The following is a 16,484-nucleotide window of genomic DNA, read 5'->3' as shown; positions in this document are numbered from 1 at the left end:
GACGGAGTCTCGCCGGTCGGCCGACGAAGCTCTCAGCGCGTCGGCCGTTGCAGCCGGTCGAGGAACGCCACCAACAGCGCCTCGCGCATCCGCGGGGAGGCGAGGTCGAGCATCGCGTTGACGTCGGCCATCCGGTCGGGGAGGGTGAGGTCGGCCCCGCCGGTCGGGTCGCCGACGAGCCCCGCCGCGACGAGCAGTCCGTCGAAGTCGGCGTCGGTCAACGCGGTCGGGTCGAGCGCCTCGATGAAGGCCGCGACGTCCGCGTCGACCGTCACCGGTCCGGCCGCCGCGGCGGCCGCCACCGACTGGCGCAGGGCGGCGAGGAGGTCGTCGACGCCCGACAGGGTCGCGGCGCTCACCGAGAGGTGGATGGTGGCGGGTCGGTCGTCGTAGGACATCTGCGGCTGGACGTACCACCCGCGTGCGGCCATCTCGTCGCAGACCGTGAACGGGTCGCAGGTGTCGTCGGTGCCGAGCGCCACCAGCGTCGAGTCGGGTGGCGTCAGGACGCTGATCCCGGCGATGTCGGTGCTGCCTGCGACGATCGCGTCGACGGCTTCGAAGACCTCTCGGGAAAGGAGCTCGTAGCCCGTGTCACCCAGCGACTGCACCACGGCCCACGCACCGGCCAGGGGGCCGCCCGACTTCGTCGACTGCATCGTCGAGTTGAGCATCGTGTAGCCCGGCCAGTCGGCGTGGGCGAAGTACTGCGGCCTGCGGTGCCCCGGCGTCCGGTGCAGCAGCAGCGACGTGCCCTTGGGTGCGTAGGCGTACTTGTGCAGGTCGACCGAGATCGACGTGACGCCCTCCACGGCGAACGTCCAGGGTGGCACCTCCCGGCCGAGCCGCGCGGCGTACGGCAGCACCCAGCCGCCGATGCACGCGTCGACGTGGCAGCGGATCCCGCGCGCGGCAGCGGCCGGCGCGATGGCGGCGACCGGGTCCACCACGCCGTGCGCGTACGACGGGGCGGAGACGACCACGAGCACCGTTCGGTCGGGGTCGGCGTCGATCGCGTCGAGCATCGCCGTCGGGTCGGCGCGGAAGTCGGCGCCGACCGGGACGACCACGGCCTCGACGCCGAAGTAGTGCGCGGCCTTGAGGAACGCGGCGTGGACGGTCGACGGCACGACCATGCGCGGCCGGTCGACCCGGGGACGGCTGTCGCGCGCGCCCTGCACCGCCAGCAGGCACGACTCGGTACCGCCGGACGTCACGGTGCCCACGACGGTGTCGGGCGCGTCCAGCAGGTCTGCCGCGAAGCCGACCAGGTCGTTCTCCATCTGCAGCAGGCTGGGGAACGCCGTCGGGTCCAGCCCGTTGGAGCCGGCGTACGCCGCGACGGCCTCGCGGCCGATGCGGTCCACGTCGGGGAGCCCGGAGTCGTAGACGTAGGCGAGGGTGCGTCCGCCGTGCACGGGCAGGTCCGCGGCCTGCATCCGGAGAAGGCGGTCGAGGGCGTCGGTCCCGGGCTGGTTCACGCCGTCACGCTCTCATCCCGGGTGCCGTCGACGTCGTGGGAGGTCAGGGAGTAGCGGCGCAGCCAGACCAGGCTGAGCAGGATCAGCGCGGCCGGCAGCAGCGAGAAGCCGAGCGTGATCGCGGTGAGCGCCGAGTCGGGCTGGACCGCGTCGCCGTCCGTCGACGACCGGTAGCCGCCGATCGCCAGCACCAGCGCGTAGACGCCGGGACCGAGGGCCAGCCCCAGGGTCTCGCCCGCGGTCCACACGCCGGTGTAGACGCCGGCCCGGTTGGAGCCGGTGCGGCGAGCGTCGACGGCCGCGGCGTCGGGCAGCATCGCCATCGGGAAGACCTGGCATCCGGCGTACCCGACCCCCACGAGCACCACGGCGAGGTAGACGACCGCGGCGGGCGCAGACTGCGCGGTCACGGCGCCCAGTGCGCCGGCGGCGAGGATGGCCGAGCTCGCCACGTAGCCGCGCTTCTTGCCGACCCGGGTGCCGATCGCCGACCAGGCCGGCGTGAGCAGCAGGGCGGGCCCCACGAAGCAGACGAAGAGCAGCGTGGCCGCGCCGTCGCTGCCGAGCACGTCGGAGGCCAGGTAGTCGACGCCGGCCAGCATGCATCCGGTCGCGAGCGCCTGGACGACGAAGCAGGTCAGCAGCCAGCGGAAGTCGCGGGCGCGCGCGACGATGCGCAGCTGGTCGCGCAGGCTGCCGGCACCCGGCTGGGGTGCGGCGATCGGGGCGCGGCGGGTGCCGACGTACGCGCTGACGACGCCGACCAGGATGATGACGGCCATCGCCAGACCCATCACGCGGTAGCCGTCGCGGCCACCGACGGCGTCGCGGATCGCCGGCGCGGACGCGCCGGCCAGCATGATGGTGAACGCGAGGATCGCGACCCGCCAGGTCATCAGCCGGGTGCGCTCGTCGTAGGACGAGGTCATCTCCGCGGGCATCGCGACGTACGGCACCTGGAAGAACGCGTACGCCGTCGCGCAGGCCAGGAACAGCACCAGCACCCACAGCGCCTCGAGCCCGGTCGCCATCTCGGGCGCCGCGAAGAGGAGCGCGAAGCCGCCCGCGAGCGCGACGCCGGCGCGCAGCAGCCACGGACGCCGTGGGCCACGCGGGTCGACGGAGCGGTCGCTGGCCCGGCCGGCGATCGGGTTCAGGACCACGTCCCACGCCTTGGGCAGGAAGACGATGAAGCCGGCGACGACGGCGGCGATGCCCAGGCTGTCGGTGAGGTAGGGCAGCAGCATCAGGCCCGGCACGGTGCCGAAGGCGCCGGTGGCGACGGAGCCCGAGCCGTAGCCCACCCGCACCCCGCGCGGGAGGCTGGTCCCGGACGAGACGGTGGCTGGCATGACCGGAGGCTAGCCGGGTCAGCGGGACAGCGCGCGCGATCCGGCCGAGGAGTAGCGGCGCCGCGGGTTCGCGCCGATGTCGTCCGCCTTCGTCGCGGCCGGCTCCTTGGTGGCCGCCTTCTTCGCGGGCGACCGCTTCGTCGTACGCCGTCGCGGTCCGTCCCACTGCGCGAACCACTCGTCGAGCACCTGCCACGTGGTCTCGCGGGCGGCGCGGCCGGCGAGCATCCCGAGGTGACCGCCGGGCACGATCTCGAACCGCACCTCGCATGACCCGGAGAGGAGAGGCAGCACCGCCCGCACCGCGGCGACCGGCGCGATCCCGTCGGTGGCGCCGGCGAAGACCAGCGTCGGGGCCGTGATCGCCGACAGCGACACCGGGTGGTCGCCCAGCTCCACGGTGCCGGACGAGAGCGCGTTGCCCCGGGCGAAGCGGTGGTAGAGCTGCCCGAAGCTGCGGCCGGGGTAGGCCGTCATCGCGGCGGTGAAGCGGTCCACGGCCTCGACCTGTGCCAGCCACTCGGCGTCGTCGAGGTGGACGGCGATCGCGAGCGGCTTGGTGACGAGCTTCTGGACGGAGGCGAGCTGGAAGGCCCAGCCCACCAGCGGCGGCGCCCCGCCGAGGGCGCGGTAGGTGCGCGTGACGAGCCCCGGCCAGTCCGCTGCGGTCAGCAGGGGGCGCAGCGGCGCGACGAGCGGCACCCTCGTCACGTCGACCGGCGATCCGAGCACCGAGAGCGACGCGAGCGGCAGGTCGCGGGAGGCGGCGGCCGCGAGCATCGCGAAGATGCCGCCGAGGCTCCATCCCACCACGTGCACCGGCCGCCCGCCCGCGTGCCGGGACACCTCGCGGATCGCCGTCGGCGCGACCTGCTCGACCCAGTGCTCGAGCCCGAGCGAGCGGTCGCGGAAGGAGACGGCGCCGTACTCGACGAGGTAGGTGGGCCGCCCGCCGGCGACCAGGTGCTCGACCAGTGAGCCGCCCCGGCGCAGGTCGAAGCACGTCGCGGGCGCGGCGAGGGGCGTGACCAGCAGCACCGGGTCGCCCCGCTGCTCGGTCTCGGGTGCGGGGCGGTAGTGGTAGACCTCGCGCAGCGTGCCCTCGTCGACCAGCGTGCGCGCCATCGGACGCAGGTCGGCGAGCCCGCCGTACACCAGCAGGCGTGCGAGGTTGGCGGCCGCCGTGACCACCTGGTCCGGCTTCGGCAGCAGGTCCATGGCCTCGAACCTACCGGGGTCGCGCCTCCGTCAGGACCGCCGGGCGGGCCGGACGCTCTTGCCGTGCGAGGGCCGCACCGCGCCGAGCTCGGTGAGGAAGCTCTCGGCCCAGGCGCCGACGTCGTGCTCCATCACCTGCTTGCGCATCGCCTTCATCCGCCGGGTCAGCTCGCGGTCCTCGGCGCCGTAGGCGTCGAGCAGCGCGGACTTCATGCCGTTGATGTCGTAGGGGTTGATCAGCCACGCCTGGCGCAGCTCGTCGGCGGCGCCGGCGAACTCGGAGAGCACGAGCGCGCCGTCGTTGTCGAAGCGGCAGGCGACGTACTCCTTGGCGACCAGGTTCATTCCGTCGCGCAGCGGGGTGACCACCATGATGTCGGCAGCACGGAAGAAGGCCGCCATCTCCTCGCGCGGGTACGACGCGTGCAGGTAGTGGATCGCCGGCTGGCCGATCTTGCCCAGGTCGCCGTTGATGCGGCCCACCAGCCGTTCGATGTCGTCACGCAGGATGCGGTACTGCTCGACCTGCTCCCGCGAGGGCGTGGCGACCTGGACGAACACCGCGTCCTCGACGTCGAGCCGGCCGTCGTGCATCAGCTCGGCGAACGCGCGCAGCCGCGCGTAGATGCCCTTGGTGTAGTCGAGCCGGTCGACGCCCAGGAAGATCTTGCGGGGGTTGCCGAGCGCCTCGCGGATCTCCTCCGCGCGCGCGGCGACCTCCTGGGACCGGGCCAGCTCCTCGTAGCCGGCGGAGTCGATCGAGATCGGGAACGCCTTGGCGCGCACGGTCCGGCCGTCGGCGAGGTAGATCAGGTCGCGATGGGTCTTGTGGCCGACGCGCTGACGGACGAGGCGGACGAAGTTCTGGGCGGCGCCGCTGAGCTGGAACCCGACGAGGTCCGCACCGAGCAGGCCCTCGAGGAGCTGCCGGCGCCACGGCAGCTGCTGGAAGAGCTCGGCCGGCGGGAACGGGATGTGCAGGTAGAACCCGATCCGCAGGTCTGGCCGCAGCTCGCGGAGCATCGCCGGCACCAGCTGGAGCTGGTAGTCGTGCACCCACACGGTCGCCGCCTCCGCCGCCACCTCGGCAGCGCGCTCGGCGAACCGACGGTTGACCGCGACGTAGGTGTCCCACCACTCGCGGTGGAACTCCGGCTTGGCGACGACGTCGTGGTAGAGCGGCCACAGGGTCGCGTTGGAGAAGCCCTCGTAGAACTCCTCGACCTCCTGGGGCGCCATCGACATCGGCACCAGGTCGAGGCCGTCGGCCTCGAACGGCTCGAGGCCGGTGTCGGTGCCGCCGGGCCAGCCGATCCAGGTGCCGTCGTTGGCGCGCATCACCGGCTCCAGCGCGGAGACCAGTCCTCCCGGTGAGGGGCGCCAGCCGGGCGACCCGTCGGGGTTCTCGACCCGGTCGACCGGCAGTCGGTTCGCGACGATGACCAGGTCTGCTCCGCCAGCGGTGGACACGCCCCTCACCCTAGTGGTGCCCGAAAGTGTCGGGCTGGCCCGACCACGACCGTCGGGCTGGCAGGATCGTGCAGAAGTCCCGTGATTCCTAGCGTCTGAGGCATGACACAGACGGTGTACCCACCCGAGGCGATGACAACCACGACGCCCGCCGCGACCGCCCCCCTGCGCCCGCGCGGGCTGCGGCGCGTGCTCTACGAGAGCGGCTACTCGCTGTCGGCGTTCCCGATCGCGCTGGTCGGCTTCGTGGTCATCGTCGTGGATCTCGCGCTCGGGGTGGCGCTGTCGATCTTCATCGGCGGCGTCCTGCTGATCTCGCTCGGAGTGATGGTGGCCCGGGGCTTCGCGCGCTTCGAGCGGATCCGGATGGAGGGGATGCTCGGCCGGCGCGCCGCGACCCCGTCGTACCTCTGCCCGCGCTCCGGCGACGGGTTCTGGCGGCGGCAGCTCACGCCGCTGCGGGACGCGCAGTCGTGGCTCGACGTGGTCTGGGCGCTGGTGGGGCTGGTCACCGGGACGATCGCGTTCGGTGTCACGCTCGCCTGGTGGGCGGGCGCGGCCGGTGGCCTGACCTACTGGTTCTGGCAGCGATTCATCCCCGAGACCGACGACGACCACGGGCTCGCCTACTACCTCGGCTTCGGCGACGGTCGTACGGCGGAGAGCTGGGTCAACGTGGCGCTCGGCGTCGCGTTCGTGCTGACGCTGCCCTGGGCGGTGCGGCTGGTGGCCACGATGCACGCCAGCCTCGCCTGGGTGCTGCTCTCCAGCCGCGCCGAGCTGCAGAGCGAGGTCGCGCGGGTCGAGGGCGGCCGTGACGCCGCCCGGCTGGCGGAGGCCGAGTCGCTGCGTCGTCTCGAGCGCGACATCCACGACGGCCCGCAGCAGCGGCTGGTCCGGCTGACCATGGACCTCGGTCGCGCCAAGCGGCAGGTCGCCGACGACCCGGAGCGTGCGGCCGAGACGCTCGACGCCGCCCTGCTCCAGGCGCGCGAGACCGTGGCCGAGCTGCGCTCGCTCAGCCGCGGCATCGCGCCGCCGCTGCTGGTCGACCGGGGCCTGTCGGCCGCGCTCGCGGAGATGCTGAACCACAGCAGTCTGCCGGTGCACTCCCGCATCGACGTCCCCGCGCAGCTGCCCCCGCACGTCGAGACCGCGGTCTACTTCGTCGTCGCCGAGGCGCTCACCAACGTCGCCAAGCACAGCCACGCGTCGTCCGCCGAGGTCTCGGTGGTGGCCGTCGGGACCGAGCTCGAGGTGCGGGTCGAGGACGACGGCGTCGGCGGCGCGCACCCGTCGAAGGGCCTGGGCCTGGCCGGGCTGCGCCAGCGGCTCGCCGCCGTCGACGGGACGCTCGACGTCAGCTCCCCCGTGGGCGCGGGCACGGCCGTGGTTGCGAGGATCCCCACATGAGGGCGCACGGATGAGGGTGGTCATCGCCGACGACTCGCTGCTGCTGCGCGAGGGCCTGCAGCTGCTGCTCGCCGACGCCGGGCACGAGGTGGTCGGGTCGGTCGGCGACGGCCCGGCGTTCGTCGCGACCATGCTCGCCGAACGACCCGAGCTCGGCGTGGTCGACGTACGCATGCCGCCGAGCCACACCGACGAGGGGCTCCGCGCCGCGGTCGAGGTGCGACGGTCGTGGCCGGACGCCCGGCTGCTCGTGCTGTCGCAGTACGTCGAGGTGTCGTACGCCGACGAGCTGCTCGCCACGGGCGACGGGGGTGTCGGCTACCTGCTCAAGGACCGGGTCAGCGACCTCGACGACTTCCTCGGCGCGGTGCAGGCGGTGGCGGCCGGCGGCACCGCGCTCGACCCGCTCGTCGTGCGCCAGTTGATGGGTCGCAACCGGGACCCGCTCACCGACCTGACTCCGCGCGAGCGCGAGGTGCTGGCGCTGATGGCCCAGGGCCGGTCCAACGCGGCGATCGCCGAGGAGCTCTCGGTCACCCTCGCCGGCGTCGAGAAGCACACGCAGCGGATCTTCGCCAAGCTCGGGCTGCTCCCCGACGACAGCGCGGCCCACCGTCGCGTGGCGGCGGTGCTGAAGTTCCTGCGTTAGACGAGCGTCGCCAACGCAGCGAGGTGCGTGCGCTGGGTGCGTAGACCCTTGGTGAATCAACGGGGATGACCGCTAGTCTCCGGTGTACGCCGACAACGGGGGTCTCGAATCATGGGTCGTGTGCATCGTCCGCTCGCGTCGGGAGCTGTGGCCCTCGCGCTCGTCCTGTCGGGACTCGGCGCGGTGGCGCTCGGCCCGCCCGCGGCGGCGGACGACGTCGTGGTCGAGCGGACCGCGGACCTGACGGTCCGCGACGGCGTCGGCACCGGGACCGGGATGGGCGCCCAGCGCCTGTCGTCGGCGTCGGTGCGCGCCGACGTCAGCGGCGCCCGGGTCCAGGCGACCGTCGTGCTCGACGCCGAGCCGACGGCGGCCACGGGCGCCACCGTCGTCGTGGCGTTCGGCCCGCTGGTGGACGGCATCTGCCAGCTCGACGACTTCCTCGACGCCGACCAGTACGAGTCGTCGACGACCGACCTGGCCGCGGGCTGGACGCGCACCGGCCGCACGCTCACGCTCGACCTCGCCGCCGAAGAGGCCGGCTATCAGCCGTGGGACTGCGCCGGGGCGATCCTCGGGGTGGGCGGCGAGGTGGTGTCCTTCCTCGGCGGCAACCTGACCGCGGTCCACCTGGAGCCGCAACTGGGCATCGATCGCCCGAGGATCCTGGACAAGCAGGTGCGCGGCAAGCTGCGCCTGGTGCGCGGTCAATGGCACGTCGTCCGGGTGCCGGTGCGCGGCCTCAACGCCGCGGAGGCGCGTCGGGTCGTGGTGCGGGGGTCGGGTCGGGGCCTCGCCGTCACCGGCCAGTCGCTCGGCACGATCGACCAGGACTACGTCCGCGAGGCGGTCATCCGCGTCCGGGCCAAGAGCCGCAAGGTCGGCCCGCTGCGGCTCCGCGTGACGAGCGAGAACGGCGACACGGTCCGCCGCAAGGTCCCGGTGCGGCTGGTCAGGGCGCCCGCGCGACCGGTGCCCGGCCGCTACCGCTCCGCCGACGGCAGCGTCGCGTTCACGATCACCGGCGGGCGGACCGCACGCGTCGCGAGGTTCCGGGTCGAGACCCGCACCCGCTGCCAGCCACCCCTCGACTACGCGACCTACACCGACAACATCTACGGCTTCCCGAAGACCCGCATCGGTGGCGGCGGTGTCGTCGACGCCAGGCAGGTGAAGCCGCTCTTCTCCGTCTCCCTCCAGCTGAAGGCGGTCGGCCGTCGGGTGACGCAGGGCTCCTTCGGCTACGTCGGCCCGAAGGGCAGCTACTGCTCCGCCGACGAGCGGTTCCGCGCCCGGCGGGTGAGGCGCTGAGGATCAGACCGGCCGCGCCTCGGCGGGCGGCGCGCCGGTCGCGAAGGTGACACCGACCTGGCGGCGTACGTCGTCCATCAGCCGCAGGATCGCGAGCGTCTGCTCGTGCGGCACCAGCGGGCTCTCCCGCAGGCCCGCGCGCAGGCACCGGCCGACCTCGACGATCTCGTGGCCGTAGCCGCGACCGATGACCGGCTCGGTGCCGGAGATCTCGACCGGCTCGCCGGGCTCGGCCGCGCGTCCGCCCTCGGCCGGGACGACGGGAGTGAAGGTCGCCCGTGCCGGGTGGTGGAAGTCGTCGAGCTCGACGCGGCCGAGGTCGGTCGCGATCTCGGCCCGCCGCGACGACCAGGACGTGATCGACGCGGTCATGGTGGCGAGCGCGCCGTCGGCGTACCGGCCCGTCATGGAGATGTCGACGTCGATGCCGTCGCGGCTCAGGTCGCCGGTCGCGTGCACCTCCAGCGCGGGACCGAGCATCAGGTGGGCGAAGGTGAGCGGGTAGACGCCCATGTCGAGCAGCGCGGACGCGCCGAGGGCCGGGTCGAGCATCCGGTCCTCGGGCGGCGCCTCGACCCGGAAGCCGAGCTCCGCGTGCAGGTGCCGCGGCCGTCCGAGCACACCGGAGCGCAACCGCTCGCGCAGCGCCCGGATCGTCGGGTGGCACGCGGTCCACATCGCCTCCATCAGGAAGCGATCGTGGTGCCGCGCCAGCCGCACCATCTCCTCGGCGTCGGCGGCGTCGAGCGTGACCGGCTTCTCGCACAGCACGTGCTTGCCCGCCTCGAACGCCAACCGGGCGTTGTCGAGGTGCAGCGCGTGCGGCGTCGCGACGTAGACGACGTCGACGCCCGGGTCGGCGACCAGCTCCTCGTAGGAGCCGTACGCCGTGCCGCCGTGCTCCGCGGCGAACGCCTCGGCGCTCGCGAGCCGTCGGGAGCCGACCGCGGCGAGCCGGGCGCCGGGCACCAGGGCCAGGTCGTGGGCGAAGGTGTGCGCGATCTTGCCCGTGGCGAGGATGCCCCAGCCGAGGTCGCCGGTGAGCTCGGTCATGGCCGGACAGTAGCGGTGCGACTCGCCGCCGGCCGAATCACATCGATGTGGTTCGCGGTCCTATAGTGAAGCCGACAGTGTCGACACGAGTCGATCTCCGGGGGAGGAGCACCATGGACGCCGCCAACGCAGTCCACGGCGACGCCGGCGACGCGACGCCCGGCCTGAGCGAGCGCGACCAGGAGATCCTGGCCTTCGAGCGCCAGTGGTGGAAGTACGCCGGCGCCAAGGAGACCGCGGTCCGCGAGCAGTTCGACATGTCGTCGACGCGCTACTACCAGGTGCTCAACGCGCTGATCGACCGGCCGGAGGCACTCGCCGCCGATCCGCTGCTCGTGCGCCGGCTGCGCCGCCTCCGGGCCGCGCGCCAGCGTCAGCGCTCCGCCCGCCGGCTCGGTTTCGAGGTCTGAGTCGTGGCCGCGCGCAACCAGCGGGGAGCGGTGTTCCCGTCCCCGGTCGTCATCCTCAGCGTCCTGGCCGTCGCCATGGCCGGCATCGCCTACGTCGCCACCCGCGGCGGCGAGCCGACCGAGCGCGAGGTCACCCCGGTCGTCCAGGAGGAGAAGCCGAAGGAGTCGCCCTCGCCGTCGTACCAGCCCACCAAGGACGCCAAGCCGAAGAAGCCGCCGGTCCGGCGCGGCAAGGTCTACGTCGAGGTCTACAACAACTCCGGCATCACGGGCCTGGCCGGCCGCGTCGCCGACCGCGCGACCGGCATCGGCTGGGCCGTCGTCGGCTCCGACAACTGGTACGGCACGATCCCGTCGACCACGGTCTACTACCCGCAGAAGCTCAAGCGGGCGGCCAGGACGCTGGCCCTCGACCTCGGCGTCCAGCGCACCGCGCCGGCCGTCGACCCGATGCGCCAGGACCGGCTTACGCTGATCCTCACCGAGCCGCTGCGCTGACACCCGTGGTTGGGTGGATCCATGGAGTTCACCTCCGCCGACGGTGAGCAGCGGTACGCCGAGCTCGTGCGCGCCGCGTCGCGGGCCGTGGTCGGGCTCGACTTCGACGGCACGCTCTCGCCGATCGTCGACGACCCCGACGCGGCCCACATCCACGCCGACGCCGGCGAGGTCATCGTCGACCTCGCGCGCGAGGTGGCCGCGATCGCCGTGATCACCGGGCGGCCCGCTCGTCAGGTGCTCGACCTCGGCGGGCTCGAGGACGTCGGCCGGCGGCTCGCCGACGCGGGCAGCGACCTCCACGTCCTGGGGCAGTACGGCAACGAGCGCTGGTCCTCGACGAGCCGCCGGATCCTCTCGCCCCGTCCCCCGAAGGGTCTGGCGACGTTCGAGCGCGAGCTGCCCGCCCTGCTGCGCCGCCACGCCGCCGCCGGCGCCCATCTCGAGCACAAGGGCCTCGCCGTCGCCGTCCACACCCGTCGACTGCCCGAGCCCGAGGCCGCGTTCGAGCGGCTGCTGCCCGCGATCGGCGACCTCGCCGAGCGCTGCGAGCTGGTCGTCGAGCCGGGGCGCCAGGTCATCGAGGTCCGCTCACCCGGGATGCACAAGGGCCTCGCCGTCCGCATCCTCGTCGACGAGCTCGACGCGGGCGCCTTCCTCTTCGCGGGCGACGACCTCGGCGACCTCGAGGCCTTCGAGGCGGTCGCCGAGCTCCGCGCCGGCGGCATGCCCACCCTCCTGGTCTGCTCGGCCTCCTCCGAGGAGAGCGCGCTCCTCCCACTCTCCGACGTCGTGGTCGACGGCCCCGACGGGATGATCGCCTTCCTCCGGCGGCTGACCGTCGATGCGCGCGTTCGCCCTGGATGAACAGGAGAGGGTCTCCGGAACATCGCGCCGGCCCCGGGAGTTGAGTCGCTACCACTCAATCTTCCGAAAGGGAGGGCGTTCGCATGAGCACCCCACCACACTGCACGCTCCGCTCGCTCCGCTCGCTTCGCGCACACTTTGGAGGGGACCCCGCGTGACCGCCACCAGACTTCCCGTTCTCTTCGTCTCCGACCTCGTCGTGCTGCCGGGCATGGTCGTCCCGCTCGCGCTCGACGAGTCCTCCCAGGCCGCCATCGACGCGGCCCGCGCCGGCTCCGACAGCCGGGTGCTCGTCGCGCCGCGGCTGGAGGACCGCTACGCGTCGTACGGCGTGGTCGCGACGATCGACCGCGTCGGTCGGCTCGCCACATCACAGGGGCCGGGCGGCTCGCCCGCCGCCGTGCTCCGCGCCGGCACCCGCGCCCGCATCGGCAGCGGGGTCACCGGGCCCGGCGCGGCGCTGTGGGTCGAGGCCGAGCCGGTCGAGGACGTCGTCACCGACCGGGCCCGGGAGCTCGCCGAGGAATACAAGCGGCTGGTCGTCGCCGTCCTGCAGCGCCGCGAGGCGTGGCAGGTCATCGACCAGGTGCACCAGATGAGCGACCCGAGCTCGATCGCGGACGCGGCCGGCTACGCGCCGTACCTCTCCGTCGACCGCAAGCGCGAGCTGCTCGAGGACCCCGACGTCGAGTCGCGGCTGCTCCGGCTCATCGGCTGGACCCGCGACCACCTCGCCGAGTCCGAGCTGACCGACAAGATCGGCGAGGACGTCCGCGAGGGCATGGAGAAGCAGCAGCGGGAGTACCTCCTGCGCCAGCAGCTCGCCGCGATCCGCAAGGAGCTCGGCGAGGGCGAGCCCGAGGGCGCCGAGGACTACCGCTCGCGCGTCGAGGCGGCCGACCTGCCCGAGCACGTGCGCACCGCCGCGCTCAAGGAGGTCGACAAGCTCGAGCAGGCCAGCGAGCAGAACCCCGAGGCCTCCTGGATCCGCACCTGGCTCGACACCGTCCTCGAGCTGCCGTGGAGTGTCACGACCGACGACTCGACCGATGTCGGCGCGGCCCGCGCCGTGCTCGACGCCGACCACCACGGCCTCGACGAGGTCAAGGAGCGGATCGTCGAGTACCTCGCCGTCCGTGCCCGCCGCGCCGAGCGTGGCCTCCAGGTCATCGGCGGCCGCGGCTCCGGGGCCGTCATCCTGCTGGCCGGACCTCCCGGAGTCGGCAAGACCTCGCTGGGTGAATCGGTCGCGCGCACCATGGGCCGGAAGTTCGTGCGCGTCGCGCTCGGCGGCGTGCGCGACGAGGCCGAGATCCGCGGCCACCGGCGCACGTACGTCGGCGCGCTCCCCGGCCGGATCGTCCGCGCGATCAAGGAGGCCGGCTCGATGAACCCGGTCGTGCTCCTCGACGAGGTCGACAAGGTCGGTGCCCGCCTAGGAATCGGGGATGGTCGGGGCGACCCGGCGGCCGCGCTGCTCGAGGTGCTCGACCCGGCACAGAACCACACCTTCCGCGACCACTACCTCGAGCTCGACCTGGACCTGTCCGACGTCGTGTTCATCGCGACCGCCAACGTCGTCGACCAGATCCCGAGCGCCCTGCTCGACCGGATGGAGCTCGTCACGATCGACGGCTACACCGAGGACGACAAGGTCGCGATCGCCCGTGACTTCCTGCTGCCGCGGCAGCTGGAGCGGGCCGCGCTGACGGCCGACGAGGTCTCGGTGACCGACGCCGCGCTGCGCGAGATCGCGGCCAACTACACGCGCGAGGCGGGCGTCCGGCAGATGGAGCGCCTCCTGGCCAAGGCGCTGCGCAAGGCGGCGACGCGGCTCGCGACCGGCGCCGAGCGGGTCGACGTCGACGTGACCGACCTCAAGGGGCTCGTCGGGCGGCCGCGGTTCACGCCCGAGTCTGCGGAGCGTACGTCGGTCCCGGGTGTGGCCACCGGCCTGGCCGTGACCGGCCTCGGGGGCGACGTGCTCTTCGTCGAGGCGTCGGTGGCCGACGCCCGGTCGTCGGAGGGCGCCGGTCTGACCCTCACCGGCCAGCTGGGCGACGTGATGAAGGAGTCGGCGCAGATCGCGCTGTCCTTCGTCCGCTCGCACGCGGCGGAGCTGGGCGTCGACCCGTCGGCGCTGGAGAGGGCGATCCACGTCCACGTGCCCGCCGGAGCCACCCCGAAGGACGGTCCGTCGGCAGGCATCACGATGGTGACGGCGCTCACGTCGCTGCTGACCGGCCGGCCGGTGCGGTCCGAGGTGGGCATGACCGGAGAGGTCACGCTCAACGGCCGGGTGCTGCCGATCGGCGGGCTCAAGCAGAAGCTGCTCGCCGCACAGCGCGCCGGCCTCACCGAGGTCTTCGTGCCGCAGCGCAACGAGCCCGACCTGGACGACGTGCCCGCGGACGTGCTCGAGTCGCTGACCGTGCACGTCGTGGGCGATGTCCTCGACGTCGTCCCCGGTGCCCTCGCGCCAGCAGGTACGGCGGCCGGCGGCCCTGCCCGCGGAGCCGCGTCGGAGGCCGCCTGACCTGCGGCCGAGGGCACGCGCCCAGCGCGTGCGGTCGCACCGGCACCCATGGCTAGGGTTGCCGGGTGAGCAAGACGCAGGTGATCACGGTCAACGGCCGAGCGATCGGCGCCGAGAGCCCGGTGTTCGTCATCGGTGAGATGTCGGGCAACCACAACGGCAGCCTCGACCGAGCCCTCGAGATCGTCGATGCGATCGCGGGGGCCGGCGCGGCCGCGTTGAAGATCCAGACCTACACAGCGGACACGTTGACCATCGACGTGGACCTGCCGCCGTTCCGGGTCGCCAGTGGTCACAGCCTCTGGAGCGACCGGACCCTCTACGACCTCTACGAGGAGGCGCACACCCCCTGGGAGTGGCACCGGGCGATCTTCGAACGGGCGCGGCAGCAGGACCTCATCCCGTTCTCCACGCCGTTCGACCCGACCGCCGTCGCCCTCCTCGAGGAGTTGGGGGTCGAGCTCTACAAGACCGCGTCGGCGGAGATCGTCGATCTGCCGCTCATGCGCGAGATCGCGGCCACCGGCAAGCCGATGGTCGTGTCGACGGGCATGGCGACCCTTGCCGAGGTCGATGCGGCGGTCAACGCGATCCGAGGCGCGGGGAGCAGCCCGATCGTCCTGCTGGCCTGCACGGCTGCCTACCCGGCAGATCCGGCCGAGGCCCGCCTGGGCAACATCGCGCTGCTGCGCGAGGCATTCGACGTGCCCGTCGGCCTGTCCGACCACACCCCCGGTGTCGGCGTTGCGGTCGCTGCCGCGGCGCTCGGTGCAGTGGCGATCGAGAAGCACGTGACCCTCGATCGCGCCGATGGCGGGGTCGACTCCGAGTTCTCGCTCAACCCCGACGAGCTGGCCGCCCTGGTCCGCGCCGCCGAGCAAGCGCGCGTCGGCGTGCGCAGCGGCGTCGGGTTCGGCCCGACCGAGGAGGAGAGCACGATGCTTGCTCTTCGCCGCTCGCTCTACGTGGTGGAGGAGGTGCGCGCCGGCGACGAGGTGAGTGCCGCCAACGTCCGGTCGATCCGACCGGCCGGCGGGCTCGCTCCAGACGCCTTCGATGATGTGGCCGGCCGCCGCTTCACCCAGGACGTCGGTCGCGGCACCCCCTTGACGTGGGACGTGCTGTGAGGGGCGTGATGCCAGGGCGACGCTAACGCGTGCTCTCCCAGGCGGCGACCGTACGGCGGGCGCCGAGGCCGTCGACGGTGGCCATGCCGCGCCGCGCGAGCGCCTCCCGCGACTCGCGATCACGCATGACGTGCTCGAGCTCCGCGATCCGATCCGGCAGGTCTGCGAACGGCGCCGAGCCGAGCCCGAGGGCGATGCCGGCGTCGACCGCCGCCTCGTACCCCTCGTGCTGGTTGTCGACGACGCACAGCAGTGCCGAGGGGGCGCCCATGCAGGCGAAGTCCCACACGGACGTGCCGGCGGCGCTGACCACGACGTCGTGCTGTCGGGCCGTGGCGGGCAGATCATCGAGGAACTCGACGAGTCGGATGTCGTGTCGCTGATCGGCCGCCACCGAAGCGAGGACCTCGTGCTGCGAGGGAGGGGCCACGACGGTGGCGTCGATCGGCTCCGTCAGGGCGGTCAGGCTCCCGACCACGTGGGTCGTGACGTCGAACGGATCTGTTCCGCCGAGCACGACCAGCATCCGCAGGCGTTCCGAGTGCGCGGCCGCGACGGATCGTTGGCGGGTGACCTGGCGTCGGATGGGCATGTAGCGGATGCCCAGGAGGGCGGCACCAGCCGGGTCCCCGCGATGCCTTCGCTCGGCGCCGAGATTGCCGTCGACGGCGAGGTCGGCGGGCCGCACACCGTGCGCACCGTCCTGCATGTTGCTGAGCAGGAAGTCGCCGAGCGCCACGTCGGACTCGTGCAGGTAGGAGTCGACGTGGATCACGTCGGGGTGTTCCGTGCGCGCCGCGGCCAACCACTGCGGGACGCGTGCGAGTGCCATGGCCTCGACCTCTGCCTGAGGGACGAACCGATCGACCACTCCGAGGGCAGCGGCCGACAGGTCGCCACCGATGCGCACTGTCCAGCCGCGGTCGAGCGCCGCTTCCGAGAGTGCGACGCACCGCATCAGATGACCCATCCCGAAGCTGCCGCCGGCGTTGCAGTGGAGGACGACGCGACCGGGACCCACGCGGCAACCATAGATGCGGCGGCGGGTCCGGCCCTCGGGTACGGTCGCGTGTCGTGCGGGCACGACTGGACCGACCGG

14 protein-coding genes are annotated in these 16,484 nt (G+C 73.0%); 8 read left to right on the top strand and 6 right to left on the bottom strand.

The window, feature by feature from the left end; genetic code table 11:
- Positions 1-32: 32 nt before the first annotated feature.
- The 4 genes from PZ894_RS15120 to PZ894_RS15105 are packed head-to-tail and all read right to left on the bottom strand — an operon-like array spanning position 33 to position 5,521.
- A complete protein-coding gene (locus PZ894_RS15120) occupies positions 33-1,481 on the bottom strand; it encodes an aminotransferase class V-fold PLP-dependent enzyme (protein WP_275746021.1) in 1,449 nt (482 codons plus the stop codon).
- Positions 1,478-2,833: an MFS transporter gene (locus PZ894_RS15115; protein ID WP_275746019.1), complete on the bottom strand. Its 1,356-nt coding sequence runs from the start codon at positions 2,831-2,833 to the stop codon at positions 1,478-1,480. The genes PZ894_RS15120 and PZ894_RS15115 overlap by 4 nt, the downstream gene beginning before the upstream one ends.
- Before the next feature lie 18 nt (positions 2,834-2,851).
- Positions 2,852-4,051 (bottom strand): alpha/beta fold hydrolase, encoded by a 1,200-nt coding sequence (locus tag PZ894_RS15110; RefSeq protein ID WP_275746018.1) that lies wholly within the window; start codon positions 4,049-4,051, stop codon positions 2,852-2,854.
- A gap of 30 nt (positions 4,052-4,081) precedes the next feature.
- Positions 4,082-5,521 carry a trehalose-6-phosphate synthase gene (locus tag PZ894_RS15105; RefSeq protein WP_275746016.1) on the bottom strand — a complete coding sequence of 480 codons (1,440 nt, stop codon included), beginning with the start codon at positions 5,519-5,521 and terminating at the stop codon, positions 4,082-4,084.
- Positions 5,522-5,623: 102 nt separating this feature from the next.
- Here PZ894_RS15105 and PZ894_RS15100 point away from each other — a divergent pair, with 102 nt between their 5' ends.
- The 3 genes from PZ894_RS15100 to PZ894_RS15090 all read left to right on the top strand — a co-directional run bounded on the left by PZ894_RS15100 (position 5,624) and on the right by PZ894_RS15090 (position 8,894).
- Entirely contained in the window at positions 5,624-6,934 is a 1,311-nt protein-coding gene (locus tag PZ894_RS15100; RefSeq protein ID WP_275746015.1) for a sensor histidine kinase, read from the top strand.
- Positions 6,935-6,944: 10 nt separating this feature from the next.
- The gene (locus PZ894_RS15095; RefSeq protein ID WP_275746013.1) at positions 6,945-7,583 is read left to right on the top strand and encodes a response regulator transcription factor; all 639 of its coding nucleotides are present in this window, start codon (positions 6,945-6,947) and stop codon (positions 7,581-7,583) included.
- 111 nt (positions 7,584-7,694) lie between these two features.
- Positions 7,695-8,894 (top strand): hypothetical protein, encoded by a 1,200-nt coding sequence (locus PZ894_RS15090; protein WP_275746012.1) that lies wholly within the window; start codon positions 7,695-7,697, stop codon positions 8,892-8,894.
- 3 nt (positions 8,895-8,897) lie between these two features.
- On the opposite strand, the gene PZ894_RS15085 is transcribed toward PZ894_RS15090, so the two are convergent.
- A complete protein-coding gene (locus PZ894_RS15085) occupies positions 8,898-9,947 on the bottom strand; it encodes a Gfo/Idh/MocA family oxidoreductase (RefSeq protein ID WP_275746010.1) in 1,050 nt (349 codons plus the stop codon).
- A gap of 113 nt (positions 9,948-10,060) precedes the next feature.
- On the opposite strand from PZ894_RS15085, the gene PZ894_RS15080 reads away from it, so the two are divergent.
- The 5 genes from PZ894_RS15080 to pseI all read left to right on the top strand — a co-directional run bounded on the left by PZ894_RS15080 (position 10,061) and on the right by pseI (position 15,385).
- Positions 10,061-10,357, top strand: coding sequence for a DUF3263 domain-containing protein (locus PZ894_RS15080; protein ID WP_275746009.1), 297 nt, complete (start codon positions 10,061-10,063; stop codon positions 10,355-10,357).
- Positions 10,358-10,360: 3 nt separating this feature from the next.
- Positions 10,361-10,855: a LytR C-terminal domain-containing protein gene (locus tag PZ894_RS15075; RefSeq protein WP_275746007.1), complete on the top strand. Its 495-nt coding sequence runs from the start codon at positions 10,361-10,363 to the stop codon at positions 10,853-10,855.
- A 21-nt stretch (positions 10,856-10,876) separates the two neighbouring features.
- Positions 10,877-11,722 (top strand): trehalose-phosphatase, encoded by an 846-nt coding sequence (gene otsB, locus PZ894_RS15070; protein WP_275746005.1) that lies wholly within the window; start codon positions 10,877-10,879, stop codon positions 11,720-11,722.
- A 154-nt stretch (positions 11,723-11,876) separates the two neighbouring features.
- On the top strand, positions 11,877-14,258 hold the full coding sequence (gene lon / locus PZ894_RS15065; protein WP_275746003.1) for an endopeptidase La: 2,382 nt from the start codon (positions 11,877-11,879) through the stop codon (positions 14,256-14,258).
- A gap of 65 nt (positions 14,259-14,323) precedes the next feature.
- Positions 14,324-15,385 (top strand): pseudaminic acid synthase, encoded by a 1,062-nt coding sequence (pseI, locus tag PZ894_RS15060; RefSeq protein ID WP_275746001.1) that lies wholly within the window; start codon positions 14,324-14,326, stop codon positions 15,383-15,385.
- A 22-nt stretch (positions 15,386-15,407) separates the two neighbouring features.
- Here the strand turns inward: pseI and PZ894_RS15055 are convergent, their stop codons facing one another.
- A complete protein-coding gene (locus PZ894_RS15055; protein ID WP_275746000.1) occupies positions 15,408-16,406 on the bottom strand; it encodes a hypothetical protein in 999 nt (332 codons plus the stop codon).
- Between the last annotated feature and the right edge of the window lie 78 nt (positions 16,407-16,484).

Source organism: Nocardioides sp. YIM 152315 (genome assembly GCF_029210375.1).
In the GTDB taxonomy this organism is placed as follows: domain Bacteria; phylum Actinomycetota; class Actinomycetes; order Propionibacteriales; family Nocardioidaceae; genus Nocardioides.
The sequence above is the reverse complement of the archived record's forward strand: the minus strand, read 5'-3'. Positions and strand labels throughout refer to the sequence as shown.